Origin of the sequence: Rhizobium sp. WYCCWR 11146 (genome assembly GCF_013591995.1) — a bacterium.
Classification (GTDB): Bacteria; Pseudomonadota; Alphaproteobacteria; order Rhizobiales; family Rhizobiaceae; genus Rhizobium; species Rhizobium indicum.
Map to the genome: position 1 here is coordinate 87,547 of NZ_JACCEY010000037.1, position 14,366 is coordinate 101,912.

16 protein-coding genes and 4 tRNA genes are annotated in these 14,366 nt (G+C 59.3%); 11 read left to right on the plus strand and 9 right to left on the minus strand.

The window, feature by feature from the left end; genetic code table 11:
• Window positions 1–20: 20 nt before the first annotated feature.
• From HX899_RS28025 to HX899_RS28040, 4 genes are all read left to right on the plus strand, one after another.
• A complete protein-coding gene (locus HX899_RS28025) occupies window positions 21–761 on the plus strand; it encodes a hypothetical protein (protein ID WP_138329736.1) in 741 nt (246 codons plus the stop codon).
• Between the two features lie 35 nt (window positions 762–796).
• A complete protein-coding gene (locus HX899_RS28030) occupies window positions 797–1,528 on the plus strand; it encodes a transporter substrate-binding domain-containing protein (RefSeq protein WP_181293913.1) in 732 nt (243 codons plus the stop codon).
• 52 nt (window positions 1,529–1,580) lie between these two features.
• A complete protein-coding gene (locus HX899_RS28035; protein ID WP_181293914.1) occupies window positions 1,581–3,278 on the plus strand; it encodes a carboxylesterase family protein in 1,698 nt (565 codons plus the stop codon).
• A 235-nt stretch (window positions 3,279–3,513) separates the two neighbouring features.
• A complete protein-coding gene (locus HX899_RS28040; RefSeq protein WP_181293916.1) occupies window positions 3,514–4,665 on the plus strand; it encodes an L-dopachrome tautomerase-related protein in 1,152 nt (383 codons plus the stop codon).
• A gap of 69 nt (window positions 4,666–4,734) precedes the next feature.
• Here HX899_RS28040 and HX899_RS28045 read toward each other — a convergent pair.
• The 4 genes from HX899_RS28045 to gloA form a co-directional block, all read right to left on the minus strand.
• Window positions 4,735–4,809: transfer RNA gene (locus HX899_RS28045), tRNA-Glu, on the minus strand.
• 74 nt (window positions 4,810–4,883) lie between these two features.
• A tRNA-Glu gene (locus HX899_RS28050) sits at window positions 4,884–4,958 on the minus strand.
• 197 nt (window positions 4,959–5,155) lie between these two features.
• Window positions 5,156–6,217, minus strand: coding sequence for a D-Ala-D-Ala carboxypeptidase family metallohydrolase (locus HX899_RS28055; RefSeq protein WP_407073938.1), 1,062 nt, complete (start codon window positions 6,215–6,217; stop codon window positions 5,156–5,158).
• A gap of 176 nt (window positions 6,218–6,393) precedes the next feature.
• Window positions 6,394–6,834 carry a lactoylglutathione lyase gene (gene gloA / locus HX899_RS28060; RefSeq protein WP_181293918.1) on the minus strand — a complete coding sequence of 147 codons (441 nt, stop codon included), beginning with the start codon at window positions 6,832–6,834 and terminating at the stop codon, window positions 6,394–6,396.
• Between the two features lie 195 nt (window positions 6,835–7,029).
• On the opposite strand from gloA, the gene HX899_RS28065 reads away from it, so the two are divergent.
• Together HX899_RS28065 and HX899_RS28070 are read left to right on the plus strand one after the other, a co-directional pair.
• Entirely contained in the window at window positions 7,030–7,608 is a 579-nt protein-coding gene (locus tag HX899_RS28065; protein ID WP_012757289.1) for a cold-shock protein, read from the plus strand.
• A gap of 2 nt (window positions 7,609–7,610) precedes the next feature.
• Window positions 7,611–8,099, plus strand: coding sequence for a DUF192 domain-containing protein (locus HX899_RS28070; RefSeq protein ID WP_138329724.1), 489 nt, complete (start codon window positions 7,611–7,613; stop codon window positions 8,097–8,099).
• Between the two features lie 63 nt (window positions 8,100–8,162).
• Here the strand turns inward: HX899_RS28070 and HX899_RS28075 are convergent.
• Window positions 8,163–8,239 (minus strand) — tRNA-Pro (locus HX899_RS28075).
• A 631-nt stretch (window positions 8,240–8,870) separates the two neighbouring features.
• Between HX899_RS28075 and HX899_RS28080 the strand changes: the two genes are divergently transcribed.
• From HX899_RS28080 to HX899_RS28090, 3 genes are all read left to right on the plus strand, one after another.
• A complete protein-coding gene (locus tag HX899_RS28080) occupies window positions 8,871–9,176 on the plus strand; it encodes an ETC complex I subunit (protein WP_003539138.1) in 306 nt (101 codons plus the stop codon).
• Window positions 9,177–9,233: 57 nt separating this feature from the next.
• Window positions 9,234–9,310 (plus strand) — tRNA-Arg (locus HX899_RS28085).
• A 207-nt stretch (window positions 9,311–9,517) separates the two neighbouring features.
• On the plus strand, window positions 9,518–10,357 hold the full coding sequence (locus HX899_RS28090; protein WP_181293919.1) for an oxaloacetate decarboxylase: 840 nt from the start codon (window positions 9,518–9,520) through the stop codon (window positions 10,355–10,357).
• A gap of 83 nt (window positions 10,358–10,440) precedes the next feature.
• Here the strand turns inward: HX899_RS28090 and HX899_RS28095 are convergent, their stop codons facing one another.
• Window positions 10,441–10,731, minus strand: coding sequence for a DUF982 domain-containing protein (locus HX899_RS28095; RefSeq protein ID WP_138329665.1), 291 nt, complete (start codon window positions 10,729–10,731; stop codon window positions 10,441–10,443).
• A gap of 408 nt (window positions 10,732–11,139) precedes the next feature.
• On the opposite strand from HX899_RS28095, the gene HX899_RS28100 reads away from it, so the two are divergent.
• Window positions 11,140–11,319: a hypothetical protein gene (locus HX899_RS28100; RefSeq protein ID WP_131663925.1), complete on the plus strand. Its 180-nt coding sequence runs from the start codon at window positions 11,140–11,142 to the stop codon at window positions 11,317–11,319.
• Between the two features lie 189 nt (window positions 11,320–11,508).
• Here the strand turns inward: HX899_RS28100 and HX899_RS28105 are convergent, their stop codons facing one another.
• Window positions 11,509–11,820, minus strand: coding sequence for a hypothetical protein (locus tag HX899_RS28105; protein WP_138329663.1), 312 nt, complete (start codon window positions 11,818–11,820; stop codon window positions 11,509–11,511).
• Window positions 11,821–11,980: 160 nt separating this feature from the next.
• The gene (locus tag HX899_RS28110) at window positions 11,981–12,430 is read right to left on the minus strand and encodes a DUF3597 domain-containing protein (RefSeq protein ID WP_180194261.1); all 450 of its coding nucleotides are present in this window, start codon (window positions 12,428–12,430) and stop codon (window positions 11,981–11,983) included.
• A gap of 470 nt (window positions 12,431–12,900) precedes the next feature.
• Between HX899_RS28110 and HX899_RS28115 the strand changes: the two genes are divergently transcribed.
• A complete protein-coding gene (locus tag HX899_RS28115) occupies window positions 12,901–13,506 on the plus strand; it encodes a hypothetical protein (RefSeq protein ID WP_180194260.1) in 606 nt (201 codons plus the stop codon).
• Window positions 13,507–13,564: 58 nt separating this feature from the next.
• Here the strand turns inward: HX899_RS28115 and HX899_RS28120 are convergent, their stop codons facing one another.
• Window positions 13,565–14,338 (minus strand): amino acid ABC transporter ATP-binding protein, encoded by a 774-nt coding sequence (locus tag HX899_RS28120; RefSeq protein WP_012757299.1) that lies wholly within the window; start codon window positions 14,336–14,338, stop codon window positions 13,565–13,567.
• Window positions 14,339–14,366 lie beyond the last annotated feature (28 nt).

Consider the following 14,366-nt stretch of genomic DNA (forward strand, 5'->3'; position numbering starts at 1 on the left):
GGCCCAAGGAGGATCAATCGATGCAAACTGCGTCCTACACCGAAAAAGAACCGACCCGTTTTCGCCGCGGCCAATCCTGGAAGATCAACATGTTCGGCAAGAACTCGGACATTGCAGCGCCTGATCCACAGGCCTTCCGGCTCGATTTGAACGCTCATCAAAAGCTCGAATCGCATTTCCACATCGTCGACCAGTTCCAGGTCTTCATCGCCGGAAGCGGCACGATCGGCCGAGACGAAGTGCGTCTCGTTACCGTGCATTACGCCGACCATCACACCGGCTATGGCCCGCTGATCGCCAGCGAACAGGGACTGTCATACCTGACTTTGCGCAGCAAGACCGATGCCGGGCTCGTCTACCTGACGACGCCGAACGTTCGCGAAAAGCTCAAACCCACCAAACGTCGTCATCGCACGTCGGGTGCGGTGGCGCTGTCGATCGAGCCGGTTCTCCGCAATCGCACCGAGTTGACCGTCGACACCATCATCGAGGAGCAGCCGGGTGATGATGGCATGAACTGCAAGGTGTTCCGGCTGGGACCGGCCATGGCGGTGCAGGCACCCGATCCGACAGGCAGCGGCGGCCAGTACCTGATCGTGCTCAACGGCAGTCTCATCCATGAAGGGCAGATTTATCAGCCCTTCTCGCTGATGTTCGTGCGGTTCGACGATCCTGCGCCGACCATCACGGCTGGCGAGGATGGACTGGAGCTGATGATCACGCAGTTCCCGACCGAAGATGAGTGGATGAAATCCATCTAGTCCTAAAGGCATGCGTTCAACTGGAGGAGGAAACCGTGACCTATTTTGACCTTGAGGCGATCCGCAGGGAGATCGCTCCTTCCGGAATGCTGGTCTGCGCCCTCAATCACGGCAATGTCGTGATGGTTCGGCGCGGGCCGACGGACGAGACGCCGACGGGCGTGTCGGTGGACCTCGCACGGTCGCTTGCAGAAAAACTCTCGCTCCAGATCCGCTTTCGACATTACGACAAAGCCGGCGATGTTTCCGCAAGTGTCGGCACGGAGGAGTGGGACGTGTGTTTCCTCGCAATCGATCCGCAGCGAGCCGAGCGCATTGCCTATAGCGACCCCTATGTCCAGATCGAAGGCGCATTTCTGATACGCCGCGCTGCGGGGCCGTTGGGCCTGAAGGACGTGGACCGGCTGCGACTGAAAATCGGCGCCGTCAAGGGAAGTGCCTACGAACTCTTTCTTTCAAGACATGGCGGAGCCGGCGAACTGATCCGTTTCGACAGTTTTCCGGAAGCGGTGGCGGCTTTGACGGGCGGGGATCTCGATGGTCTGGCGGGCGTGCGGCAGGCCATGTCGATCGTCGCTCGCGACCAGCCCGACTTTGCAGTGATGCAGGAACCGTTCATGGCCATTCCCCAGGCCGTCGGCATCAGTGCGGATCGCCCCGCTGCAGCCGCGTTCACGCGCGCTTTCGTCCAGGAGCAGAAGGCGAGCGGTTTCGTTCGCCTGTCTCTGGTGCTGAGCGGACACGCCGATGTCGTCGTGCCGCCCTGATTGGCACCTGCAGTTCCACGCGGCAATCGAGCAATCAACCTGGGAGGAAGGCATGAGAACGAGTGGGAAGTGCATGCGTGTCGTCGGCAAGAGCAGAACGGGTGCTATCGTCCTGATGGCAAGCCTGCTGCTGAGCGCGGCAAACAATGCGGGCGCGACCGACGGGGCAGGACCAATCACGCTGGCGACTGTCACGGGAGGCCGGGTCGAAGGCGTGCCGAGCGACACTGCCGGCGTTACCCAATTCCTCGGCATTCCATTCGCCGGAAATGTCGGCGGGGAAAACCGCTGGAAGCCGGCGCCGTCGGTCAAGCCATGGGATGGCATTCTCACGGCCGACAAGTGGGGTGATCAGATGCTCCAGAACCCGAACAGTCTCGGCCGGGCGCGGATTAGCGACAACGGCTTGAACCTTGCGGTCTGGACCCCGGCCCGCAGCACCGGCGATCGACTGCCTGTCTATATGCTCATCCATGGCGGCGCCAACCGCCTGGGTTCGAGCGAGATGAAAGACCTCTATGCGGCGCAGTTGGCGGCGAAGGGCGTGGTCGTGGTCTCTGTTCAATATCGCCTTGGAGCGATGGGCTGGCTGTCGCTGCCGGAGATGGACAAGGACAGTGGCAAAGGCGGCCCGAAAGGCAATTTCGGGGTCCTCGATCTCGTCGATGCTCTTCACTGGATCCAAAGGAACGCAGAAGCGTTCGGAGGCGATCCCAGGACCGTGACGATCGGCGGCCAGTCGGCGGGTGGCGAAAACACCGTTGCGCTCCTCCGGACGCCGCTGGCCAAGGGTCTTTTCAAGCGCGCTTTCATTCAATCGAGCTTCACCGGCTTCCTGCCGGGGAAGGTTGTCGACTTCGCCAAGAAATCCCAGCAAAACCAGGATGCAGTCAATAAGCTCTTCGGCAAAGAGGTGACGCTTGCCGACCTTCGGGCGATCGACAGCAAGGCCTGGCTGGAGAATTGGCAGGGCGGAAAGGACACGCTCTACGGTGCAATGACAGGCGCCGTCGCGACGAACCAGTTCTATACCATCGACGACTACGTGTTCACCAAGGAGTCGGTAAACCTGCTTCAACCGGGCGATTTCGACGGTCTGGATATTATCATCGGGCAGACGGCGGACGAATATACCGGACTGCGGCCGAACGACCTGAAAATGACGGAGGGCGAGCAGCATGAGGCGATGCTGGCGGCGATCCGACCGCACCAGGCGGGCAATGTCGACGACGCCGTCTTTCCGCTCTACGAAACCAACGACCCGATGGAAGCCTATCGATTATCGCTGCGTATGTTGAACGACTATATGTTCGAATATGTGCGCCTCGGGGCGGAATTTGCCAAAGCCCACAGCAACGCCAACGTCTATCTCTACTATTGGGACCACTGGCCGCCGGGCAAGGATCAGGGCTTTCGTCGCGCTTGGCACGCGGGAGACAACTGGTACTTCAACGGTTCGCTGCGCCCTGGAAACCGTGACCAGCTTCCGTGGACCGACCCGGATTTCGCCATGCGCGACATGGCCATTACCTATCTCGCAAACTTCATCAAGACTGGCGATCCGAACGGTAACAGCGTCCCGCACTGGGGGCAGGTGACCCCTCAGTCAGGCGGCCAGTTCATTCGGTTTCATGAGGGGGAAGCTGCCATGCGGACCTCGACGCTCTACCCAAGCCGTGACGCCTACCTGCGGAAAAAGATTCTAGAGGGTATCGGCATGACGGAGAGGGATATCGCTGAAAAACCCTGATCGCGCGGCCGAGCGGCAGGCCGATCTACAAAACTCGCAGAGCTGATAGAGGCCATCGATCCTGCCAATAAAACGGCTCCAGCCCTAAGAATTGGCGGGTCGTTCCCAGGCTTTCCACGGCGTCATTTCAGCTGTCGCGGCCTCCCACGCGCACGCAAAGCGCGGGGCGTTTGCACGCCGATTCGATGGCGGTCGTTTGCTTGCCGTCGTGTGACCTTACCAAGAGGAGGATATCATGAAAATTGGACGTCGGAGATTTATGACTGCTGCTGCCTGCACTGCGGCTTCAGGCTTGCTGCCGGCAAGAGGTGTATCGGCGGCAGGGGCAGAGCTTATTCACACCGTGGCGGCAGAAATTCCATGGTTCTGCAATCAGGTGGCGCTGACAGCCAAAGGAGACATGTTCTTCGGCCTGCCGCGCTATCCGGACTACGACCAGACGCCCTGTCTCGCAAAGCGGGGTGCGGACGGAAAGCCAGCCGCCTTTCCGGGAAACGCCTGGAACGAATGGAAGCCCGGTGACGACGGATTTGATAGCTTCGTCTATGTCAACTCGATCCATGTCTTCAAGGACGGGACTGTCTGGGCGGTGGACCAGGGAGCACTGCGCGCAGACTCCTATCCGCCTGCGCTTTCCGAGCCTCACAAGGGCGCACAGAAGCTTGTTCAATTGGATGCGGACTCCGGCGAGGTGCTGCGGGTTCTGCGCTTCGGCGACGATATTCTGCCGAAGGGCGCGAAATTGAACGATCTGCGCGTGTTCGGCGACCATGTCTACGTCACGGACTCCGGGTTGGGCGCTTTGATCTATCATGACCTCAAGACCGGCGTTACGCTTCGCCGGATGTCCGGTTCTCCTGAGATGCAGGCAAAGGTCGAACCGAATATGCAGCAGGGGAGTCACCAGACCCCGAAGATCGACATGATCGAGGTCAGCGACGACGGGGAGTGGCTTTATGCTGCAGCACCGACCGGCCCATTCATCAGGATCAAGACCGCAGCGTTGCGCGACGCGTCGCTTTCGGATGACGACCTCGCCGAACAGGTCGAGGAATACGCGACGATCGCACGCAGCGGCGGCTGCGCCCTTGATACGAACGGTAACCTCTATCTCTCGGAACTGGACAACAAGCGGGTGACGATCTTGTCACCGACCGGAGAGACTGCGGTGCTGACGTCGGATGACGAGTTCATCAGTCCGGACGGATCGTTCATCAGTGTCGATCGCAAGCTCTATATTCCGGTCACGCAATCCCGCCGAACGAGGCTGTTCGGCAACAAGCAGGACATGGTGAAACGGCCTTGGAAGATCTACGTCGTCGATCTGCCCGAAACATTGGGAGGCATCAAGCTCGGCGCTTCTCTGAATGGACCGTCGCTCCCCTGATGCATATCGGAGCAGCCGAGCCCTGTTCTGGTCGAATAGAACGCCGAGAATGGCTTCTGTGACCAGCAGTGGTACGCCCTAGGGGAGTCGAACCCCTCTTTACAGAATGAGAATCTGTCGTCCTAACCGATAGACGAAGGGCGCAGGCAGCCTCGTTAAAATAGGAGCGCGCGCCGGCTTCTGCAAGCGGAAGTGATGGCTTCTTTATGGAGAGAAAGTGGTACGCCCTAGGGGAGTCGAACCCCTCTTCCCAGAATGAAAATCTGGTGTCCTAACCGATAGACGAAGGGCGCTTCCTTCGTGGTGGCGCCCTTATAGTCAGGCGTTTTGAATCCCGCAAGCGGAATTGCGGTTTTCTTTCAAAAAAATGACAGGAAATCCAAGTGCGTTCGAGAAGCCGATTATTGAAGCTGAATCAATAGGCTGCCGGTTGTTTCTTTAACGAGACGAGGTGCAGCTGCCGTAACGTAATGCGAAAATCGCGCGGCCGTCAGATCGCTCTTGCCGTCGCTATCGGTGCGCGCTTGCCGCCGCAGCCCCAGTTCCAGTCACGGGTTTTGCCGGTGTCGAGGTGAACCGAATCCGTGTGGCAGTAGGTGCCGACGCCGCCGCGGTCCGGCAACGAGCGGATATAGGCGGCGATATCCCATTTCGTCACGCCGTCGATCTGGATGTCGGCGGCCTCGCAGCTCTTGTGCATCGATTCGTCAGCGCCGCCGACGAGGCGGTTATGCTCTTCGTCACGGTAGCCGGAGGTGACGATAACAGGCCGGCCGAAATGACTTTCGACCGTCTTGATCACTTTCAGCAGGTCGGGCTTGAAGCAGCCGACCTCGACCTTGTCGTTCTGGAGATGCAGCCCGTTCGGCGCGATACGCGTCATGCCGGGCAGGGCCGCCTTGTGCAGCAGGCCCGAGAGGCTGCCGAGCAGGTTTTGCTTCGGCGCGCTGTAGAGCGCGTTCATCGTCGAGGTCGGAATGCTGCCCGTCGCCAGCGACGCCGTCTGCACGGGCGCAAGCTGCGTGCTGCTATTCTGCGAGGATTGCTGCGGTAGCACCGGCTCCGCCGGCTGTTGGGGCATGGGCGGCTGGCTGTAGACGCTGCTTCGCGCAGGTGCTGCACCTTCCACCGGCACATAGGCCTGCGGCTGAATGACGGTGGACGTGCTGTTGTTCTGCGGCGCCGGCTGGTGATCGGAAAAGATGCTCATCGCCTGCGCGTTGATCCGGGTCGACTGCAGGACGAGCCCGCCGATATTGGCGGGCGCCGTCGTCGCCGAGCCGGCGGGGGGGACGGCTGCATTCGGATCTTGTGCCACCACCTGAGGCGCACCCTGGACGCCGGAGACGTTGACGAGCCGGGGATCGGTATAGACCGAACGTGGGGGGGCAGGGCTTGCAGGCGCTGCCGTGGCCAGCTGCGGTGCTGCGGCCGGCACAGCCGGAACCACCACCGCCGAATCGAGCGCCTTCTTGTCCGACGCGCAGCCGGACAGCGCCAGCACCGAGGTGGCGATCAGCAAAGCGCCCGTCGCGGGCATCCGCATCTGCATCTTACGCAAGCGACAGTCTCCAGTTGATGCGGAAAATAAGCGAAAAACGCTTCTCTATCTGCTTCGAGTCGCCAGGAGATTGCCTGCGGCGTCGGATCGCGGCAAGCGCCGAGGCGCCGGCCGGACCCGAAATCGAAAAAGCCGCAAGCCTCGCAAAAGCCTTGCGGCGAAAACCCTTACCAGGCGCCGGTATTGCCCATCGAAGACCAAGGTTCGGCGGCCGGAAGCGGGTTGCCCTTCTGCAGGATTTCGATCGAGATGCCGTCGGGCGAGCGCACGAAGGCCATGTTCCCGTCGCGCGGTGGCCGGTTGATGGTGATGCCGTTGTCCATCAGATTTTGGCAGGTGGCGTAAATATCGTCGACCTCATAGGCGAGGTGGCCGAAATTGCGACCTCCGCTATAATCTTCCGTGTCCCAATTGTAGGTCAGCTCGAGGCAGGGGGCTTTTTCGCTGCGCGCACGGTCGAGATCGTCGCGAGCAGCCAGGAAAACCAGGGTGAAGCGGCCCTTCTCGTTTTCGTGGCGGCGAATTTCCTCCAGTCCGAACAGCGTGGTGTAAAAGGCAAGCGAGGTGTCCAGGTCTTTGACACGAACCATTGTATGTAGATAACGCATTCTATTTACTCCTTTATTGGGGCTGGCTTTTTTCGGCGAACCGAGGTCAGCTTCGGGCAAGTCAACTTTATAAAATGTGCACCTGGGAATAACCGAAAACTAGGACTTGCGCTTATCCGTTACCAAGATGTTAATCTTGATTTCAAGAATCAGTTAACCGTAACAGTGTGACGCGTATTCGAGGGGCTGGCGACAATGGCTGACAGGATTTCATCGAACGAATACTCCGACCTCGACGAGCTATCAGGAGAGGCGGTCGATCTTGTTGAAATCACCGGCGTCGTCAAGTGGTTCGATGTCGCCAAGGGTTTCGGCTTCATCGTGCCCGACAACGGCATGCAGGATGTTCTCCTGCACGTGACCTGCCTGCGCCGCGACGGTTACCAGACGATCCTCGAGGGAACGCGCATCGTCGCCCTTATCCAGCGCCGCGAGCGCGGCTATCAGGCCTTCAAGATCCTCTCGATGGACCAGTCGACCGCGGTTCATCCCTCGCAACTGCCGCCGGTGCGCACCCATGTGCAGGTCACCGCGACGAGCGGCCTCGAGCGTGCACTGGTCAAGTGGTTCAACCGCACCAAGGGCTTCGGCTTCCTGACACGCGGCGAGGGCACCGAAGATATCTTCGTTCACATGGAGACGCTGCGCCGCTTCGGCCTGACGGAGCTCCGCCCCGGCCAGGTGGTTCTCGTTCGCTTCGGCGATGGCGAAAAGGGCCTGATGGCCGCAGAGATCCATCCCGACGTTCCGAGCCCGGCAAGCCGGTCGCACTGAATATGCGCGGCCTAATCCTATTTGATGCTATCAGAAGCGCCATCCTGGCGCTTTTTTTCATGGTCGCGCTGCCGGCCTTGGCTGACGAGGAGATGCGGTTCGACAAGGAGCCCCTGCTCATCCAGACCGCTGCGGGCAAGGTGCTGCATTTCACTGTCGAAATCGCCTCGACCCCGGATCAGCGCGCCCGCGGCCTGATGTTTCGCAAGGTGATGGCCGATGATGCCGGCATGATCTTCGATTTCGACCAGCCGCGGCGCGTCACCATGTGGATGGAAAACACCATCCTGCCGCTCGACATGCTTTTTGCCGACGACACCGGCACGATCCGCCACATCAAGGAAAAGGCAGTGCCCTATTCGCGCGACATCATCGATTCGATGGTTGCGGTGAAATACGTTGTCGAACTCAACGCCGGCATCGTCGCCAAACTGGGAATCAAGCCTGGCGACAGGATCGTCAGCGCCACGACGACGAAGAAGGCGAAGTGACGGCGCGCGACCACGAGCAGGGGTGCGCCTGTCAAGGAATTCAACAATATCGGGATATTTGAATGGTCGGAGTGGAGAGATTCGAACTCCCGACCCTCTGGTCCCAAACCAGATGCGCTACCAGGCTGCGCTACACTCCGTGCCGTGAATGGCAGGGGAGATACACGGTTCACTTCGCCGTCGCAACCCATAAATCCAGCTCTGGCCGAAGATTCCTCGCCGGACCTGTGGATGCAAGACAGAAAAATCTTGATAGGTCGCCAGCCTGCTTGCCGGGCGCACGAGTTCTGTCTGCCTGGCGCAATTGTACGTCAGCACAAGGCTACCTCAGCCGTGGGCGATCAGGCCGATATATTGGGCGTAGCTGATGACAACGTAGAAGAACGCCGTGATGCTAGCGCCTATGACAATGGCATTGAACTCCGCCGAACGTCTCATCATGAGCTGCAAATCCACTGAAATCGATTGAGCCGTAAACTAGTGCCGAGGGAAGGCAGCGGCAATCAGGTTGTGATCACAAGGTGAGACAAGCGGAAATATTGCGAAATCCGGCCGACAATCACCGGATTTGAAAGGGAGGCGGTGTCGGCCGTCATGCGAACGGAGTCGGCAGCCGTGTCGCACGCCGCCTTTTTTCTTGAAAAAGCGGGGATTCGCGGCTAAGCAAAATTCATCTCTTGGCATTATCCTCAGCGATGATGCCAAGGCCCGGCAACGGGATTGAGACCATGAAAGGCGGGCGCTGCCCGCATAGTCGGAGACGCTGCAGTCATGTCTGCCAAGATCTATCGTCCAGCCAAGACCGCCATGCAGTCCGGCAAGGCCAAGACCCATCTCTGGGTGCTTGAATACGATCAGGAGTCGGCGCGCAAGATCGATCCGATCATGGGCTACACTTCCTCGGGCGATATGCGCCAGCAGGTGAAGCTCACCTTCGAAACGCAGGAACTCGCCGAAGCCTACGCCCAGCGCAATGGCATCGAATACCGCGTCATCGCACCGAAGGATCCGGTCCGCCAGGTCGTCGCCTATCCGGACAATTTCCGCTATACGCGCACGCAGCCCTGGACGCATTGAGATTTCTGGTCCAGATATGCCGCATCCGGTCGCGCTCGTGAGACGCGGCCGCCGGACGGCCCCTTAGCTCAGCTGGATAGAGCACCTGCCTTCTAAGCAGGTTGTCGCAGGTTCGATTCCTGCAGGGGTCGCCACTATTTCAAAGTCCATACCGAAGACATGGTAACAGTTGGTTTCGGCCTCTGCTGCGGACTCATGTCTAGTCCAGGAGCGTGAGACTGACGGAAATGCGCACCAATAGCGCATCGTCGCTATTCTCTCCTAAGCTAGTTCGCGCAACTCGTTCACATTTCGTTCCCGTGATGCTAGTCTCGCCCTCAGTGAAACGTGAGGGGGCATATATGGATCAAAGGGCCAAGTTCGAGCGACTGAAGGCACTTCACCAGGGGGACAGTGCCTTTGTCATCCCGAACCCGTGGGACGCCGGTTCGGCTCGCCTTCTCGCAAGCCTTGGCTTCGAGGCGCTCGCGACCACCAGCGCGGGTTACGCCTTTTCCAAGGGCAAGTTGGATTCATTCGCGAGCCTTGGACGGGATGAGGTTCTTGAGAACGCTGCCGAGATCGTTGGCGCTGCTGATCTTCCTGTCTCTGCTGATCTTGAAGATGGCTTCGGTGCGTCGCCAGAAACCTGTGCGGAAACCATCCGCTTGGCATGCGAAACCGGACTTGTCGGCGGATCGATCGAAGACGCAACAGGCAATCCTGCTGCCCCGATCTACGAGCTGTCGCAAGCCGTCGAACGCATCCATGCTGCAGCAGAGGCTGCGCGCGGTCTGCCTTTTCTTCTCACGGCGCGGGCGGAGAATTATCTTTGGGAGAGACCCGATCTTGACGACACCATCGAACGGCTGCAAGCATTTTCGGCCGCTGGGGCAGATGTGCTTTACGCACCCGGCTTGCCTGATATCGAGGCAATCAGGACCGTTTGTGCAGCCGTGGACAAGCCAGTCAACGTGGTCATGGGTTTGAAAGGGCGAAAATACTCTGTTGCCGAACTGTCGAGCGTCGGCGTGCGCCGCGTGAGTGTCGGCGGCTCTTTCGCGCGAGCCGCGCTGGGGGCGTTGATGCGCGCCGCTATGGAGGTGAAAACAGCGGGTACGTTTGAGTATGCCGACGACGCGCTCTCTGCTGCAGCGGTTAGCCAACTGATGTCACGGGAGAAACGCCAGGACAGGCTATGAGCTGGGCAGAAACCAAAGTCGCGGCGGATTTGCACTGCTCGAGCGTTTCCGCAAATCCTTCTCTGGAATCTGCTCGAGCGATCTCAGTGAACGACCGAGAGGTAGCGGATGCCGGCTTCATCCGCCGCTCTGATCAGCGCTTCCCGCGCGGCGTCCGGGGGCGTGGTTCCGCGGATGGCGTCGAGGCATGTCCTCACCGCCACGACATACTCCTCGCCGTCATCACCTGGCCATTCGGAAATGAGCATGGTGGCTGCATCGCCGAGGGTCCTGACGACGCTGTATTTTTCCTGGCCGCTCATGAGGATCCTCAGTGCGGGAAACTGATGCGATGTGTACCGATTCATTACATTTGGTCCTTGCATCATAAACATATTAGTAACTCTGCAAGAAGCGTTCCAACTGACGCCGCAGGATGATTATCTTCCATGAATCGGCAAAAGCAGTCGGCAACACTTCTCCAGGCAGGAAGCCGGGAACTTGTTTTCAACACATTGCCGTCATATTGATTCATCTATCGAAATTGCTTGTCGAGCTTGGTTTGCGCTCTGGCGTCCCGGCTGATCTTTCCTTTCAAAATCGATTTCTGCGCCGTCCGGCAGCCGCCGGAGGGTGATTGTCATGCCGGTTGAGGGGGAATCGTCATGAATGCAGGCAAGTCTTTGATCGACGCAAGCCTCCGCCAAACGCACATCGTCGCTGCCTGATATGCCTTCGGTCTTTGACCGCGGACGTCAGTGCCGGCATTCCGGCTGGGTTTTCCAGCCATTGAGGAGAATTTCATGAGCAAGACCAATGCAGAGGCACTGTTGCGCAAAGCGCAGCGCCAGGTTGCCAATACCAGCGGCGGTGGCCATCTCGGCGGCACCAACTTCGGTCAGGGCAATGACGCCAAGACTGCGTCCGGAAGCGGCAATCGCCCGGCGGGCAAGGGCCGGCCACCAACTGGCGGCAAACGCTGACGACAGCGTCGCGCGTCTTTTGAGACGCGCAAAGGACGCTGCAGCACTTTGAACTGCTGCATAATTTTGTCCGTAAATCGATTCGGATTTAAAGGAATTATGCAGTAGCGGCAGCATCGCGATTGAAGACAGACCCGCCAAGTTTGGCGGGTTTTTTGTTAGATTGGCCTCTGAAGGGCTCGGCTCTTCTCAGCGATCCAGGAAATGATCGAAGTAGACCTGGGGGATGGGGTAGGCGTAGACGCCTCTGTCGACGAAGCTGCGTCTATAGAGGCAATTTCTGAGAGCCGCGTTGTAATGCAGGCTTCGCGGGTCCGACGAGCCTCGTCGCCATGAGCTTGCCTCCGGCAGGCAGTGTTGGAGTGCCTTGTCGTATCGAGCCAGGAGGACCGGGTCGGTATCGACCCGAATGCCGCTGTAGGATTGATAGTTTGAAGGAGATTCTGCGGCCGATATACAGGCCAGGCTGAGTGCAACACCAACGACTGCCATCAATCTCATTGGACTTAATTCTCCCCTGATCGATTATCGAAGTATCGAGTGAAACGTTATTGGTTCCAGCGCCTGCGGGCAAGGGGACGCCTTGTTCCGGCGTCCCCTTGCCCGAGACGTTAACCGCATAGCTGCCGCCACAGAAATGGCGGCAGCTATCCGTCATCGATCAATCCAGGAGGTCGGCCGGTACCTTGCCGCCGTTGTCCGAAAGCCGCTTCATCAGTGCCTTGTGCAGCCACATGTTCATTTTTGCGGAATCGTTGGTGTCGCCGGTATAGCCAAGTTCAGCGGCAAGTTCCTTGCGCTCGGTCAGGCTCGCATCCATCCCGACGGCTTTCATCAGGTCTACGATCGAGCGGCGCCAATCGAGTTTCTGACCGCTCTTCTTTACCGCCGCGTCGAGGATCGGGACGATATCCACTGTAGCTGTGCCTGGTGCGGTGGCCGTGGGGACCGGCTTGCTCTGCGGGGCAGGGGCCGCAGGCGCCGGACTGGGGGCTGCCGACGGTGAGGCAGGCGCTTGCGCCGGCTCTGTCTTCGGTGCGCCGGCAGCAACAGGTTCGGCTGCTTTCGCCTCTCCGAAGATTGCATGTTTGATCTTGTCGAAAATGCCCATTCTAAACCTCCAGTTCCATCAGATGAGAACATGCTGAAACATGGACTTCCCGCTTGATATATCCAGGCGGAAAGGGAGTTATTTTTAGTATGTTCAATCGCTGATGGAAAAGCCGATGCCCGCGACAGCTGTGGTCGATCTCAAGGAAAAGCTGCCATCGGATTATTCGCCGCCGGTTGAAGATTGCTGGCGCCATCGGAGGGAATACTTCAGAAGCCTTCCGGCTGTCAGCCGACATGCCCGCTTTTGGCACAGTCGGTCGGGCGATTCGGAATTCAATAACCGCGAAACATCATTATACGCCGCCGAACCGACTTGCCGCGCCCTGTCGTGAAACATTCGTCATCTCTTCACGTTGCCTTGCCATGGACGTCCTGTAGTTGCAGGCGTCCGATCGATCGAAGGTACGCGCGTTCCTCGATTTTCGAACTGCCGGGCAGATCGTTCGGCGGAATGAAACGGAGGAAAACATGACCCATAACCACAATAGACTGTCCTTTGCAGTGCTCGCATCCACCTGCGCCCTCCTTGCCATGCCGGCAAGCGATGCGCGTGCGATCGATGTCGGTGTGTCGGTGAATGCAGGCAATGCCGTCAGCGCCGATGTCGGGGCTTCGATTGGCAGTGGGAGCGGCATCAGCGCCGATGCCAATGCTTCCGTCGGCGGCTCGAACGGCGTCAATGCCGATGCGACCGCCAATGCCGGCGGTGGCCGGGGCATCGATGCCGATGTCAATGCCAGTGTCGGCGGCGGTCGCGGCGTCAACGCCGATCTCAATGCACGCACCGGCGGTTCCGATGGAATCGATGCCAACGCCACGGCCTCGATCGGCAGCGGTAATGGCGTCGATGCCAACCTCGCCATCGGCAGGGTAGATGGGGCAGGCAGCAGCGGCAGACCCGCGGGCGAGCGCAGCCTCAGCGCGTCCCAGATCCGCACCCTGGAGGCCTTCCAGGCGAGGCCTATCAATGAGCAGCGCAAGATGCTCGTCCGTTGCGCCGATATCTCCGCCTCCGGCGGTGATTCCGGTCTTGCCGGTCTCTGCAGTCTGCTGCAGGCGACAGCCTCCCGCTGAACGTGAAAGACCCGCCGAACCGGAAGGTGCGGCGGGTCTTTTCAAGGGACGCTTCGATCTAGTGCAGGATCTGGCTGAGGAACAGTTTGGTGCGTTCATGCTGCGGATTGTCGAAGAACTCGGCCGGTGAATTCTGCTCGACGATCTGGCCCTGGTCCATGAAAATGACCCGGTTGGCCACCTGACGGGCAAAGCCCATTTCATGCGTGACGCAGAGCATGGTCATGCCTTCCTCGGCAAGACCCACCATGGTGTCGAGCACTTCCTTGATCATTTCGGGATCGAGCGCCGAGGTCGGCTCGTCGAACAGCATGATCTTCGGGTTCATGCACAGCGACCGGGCGATCGCCACGCGCTGTTGCTGGCCGCCGGAGAGCTGGCCCGGATATTTGTTGGCCTGCTCCGGGATCTTGACCCGCTTCAGGAAGTGCATGGCCACTTCTTCGGCCTGCTTCTTCGGCATCTTGCGGACCCAAATTGGCGCCAGCGTGCAGTTTTCGAGGATCGTCAGATGCGGGAAGAGGTTGAAGTGCTGGAACACCATGCCGACTTCGCGCCGCACCTCGTCGATCTTTTTCAGATCGTTGGTGAGCTCGGTGCCGTCGACGACGATCTTGCCTTTCTGATGCTCTTCAAGGCGGTTGATGCAGCGGATCATCGTTGACTTGCCCGAACCCGACGGGCCGGCAATGACGATGCGCTCGCCGCGCATGACCTTCAGGTTGATGTCGCGCAGCACGTGGAAATCGCCGTACCACTTGTTCATGTTGACGATCTCGACCGCCACTTCCGTTGCGGAAACGGTGAGCTTTTTCGCTGGAGCTTCAGCCATGACTATTTTCCCTCATTCTTATCGTTGT

What these genes read in the sequence shown, in the direction of transcription:
- HX899_RS28080 (WP_003539138.1), top strand. Translation starts at nt 8,871, where the DNA reads ATGTCTGCCAAGATCTATCGTCCAGCCAAGACCGCCATGCAGTCCGGC.
- HX899_RS28115 (WP_180194260.1), top strand. Translation starts at nt 12,901, where the DNA reads ATGACCCATAACCACAATAGACTGTCCTTTGCAGTGCTCGCATCCACC.
- HX899_RS28120 (WP_012757299.1), bottom strand. Translation starts at nt 14,338, where the DNA reads ATGGCTGAAGCTCCAGCGAAAAAGCTCACCGTTTCCGCAACGGAAGTG.
- HX899_RS28095 (WP_138329665.1), bottom strand. Translation starts at nt 10,731, where the DNA reads ATGTTTATGATGCAAGGACCAAATGTAATGAATCGGTACACATCGCAT.
- HX899_RS28090 (WP_181293919.1), top strand. Translation starts at nt 9,518, where the DNA reads ATGGATCAAAGGGCCAAGTTCGAGCGACTGAAGGCACTTCACCAGGGG.
- HX899_RS28035 (WP_181293914.1), top strand. Translation starts at nt 1,581, where the DNA reads ATGAGAACGAGTGGGAAGTGCATGCGTGTCGTCGGCAAGAGCAGAACG.
- HX899_RS28025 (WP_138329736.1), top strand. Translation starts at nt 21, where the DNA reads ATGCAAACTGCGTCCTACACCGAAAAAGAACCGACCCGTTTTCGCCGC.
- HX899_RS28105 (WP_138329663.1), bottom strand. Translation starts at nt 11,820, where the DNA reads ATGAGATTGATGGCAGTCGTTGGTGTTGCACTCAGCCTGGCCTGTATA.
- gloA (WP_181293918.1), bottom strand. Translation starts at nt 6,834, where the DNA reads ATGCGTTATCTACATACAATGGTTCGTGTCAAAGACCTGGACACCTCG.
- HX899_RS28040 (WP_181293916.1), top strand. Translation starts at nt 3,514, where the DNA reads ATGAAAATTGGACGTCGGAGATTTATGACTGCTGCTGCCTGCACTGCG.
- HX899_RS28100 (WP_131663925.1), top strand. Translation starts at nt 11,140, where the DNA reads ATGAGCAAGACCAATGCAGAGGCACTGTTGCGCAAAGCGCAGCGCCAG.
- HX899_RS28110 (WP_180194261.1), bottom strand. Translation starts at nt 12,430, where the DNA reads ATGGGCATTTTCGACAAGATCAAACATGCAATCTTCGGAGAGGCGAAA.
- HX899_RS28065 (WP_012757289.1), top strand. Translation starts at nt 7,030, where the DNA reads ATGGCTGACAGGATTTCATCGAACGAATACTCCGACCTCGACGAGCTA.
- HX899_RS28070 (WP_138329724.1), top strand. Translation starts at nt 7,611, where the DNA reads ATGCGCGGCCTAATCCTATTTGATGCTATCAGAAGCGCCATCCTGGCG.
- HX899_RS28055 (WP_407073938.1), bottom strand. Translation starts at nt 6,217, where the DNA reads ATGCAGATGCGGATGCCCGCGACGGGCGCTTTGCTGATCGCCACCTCG.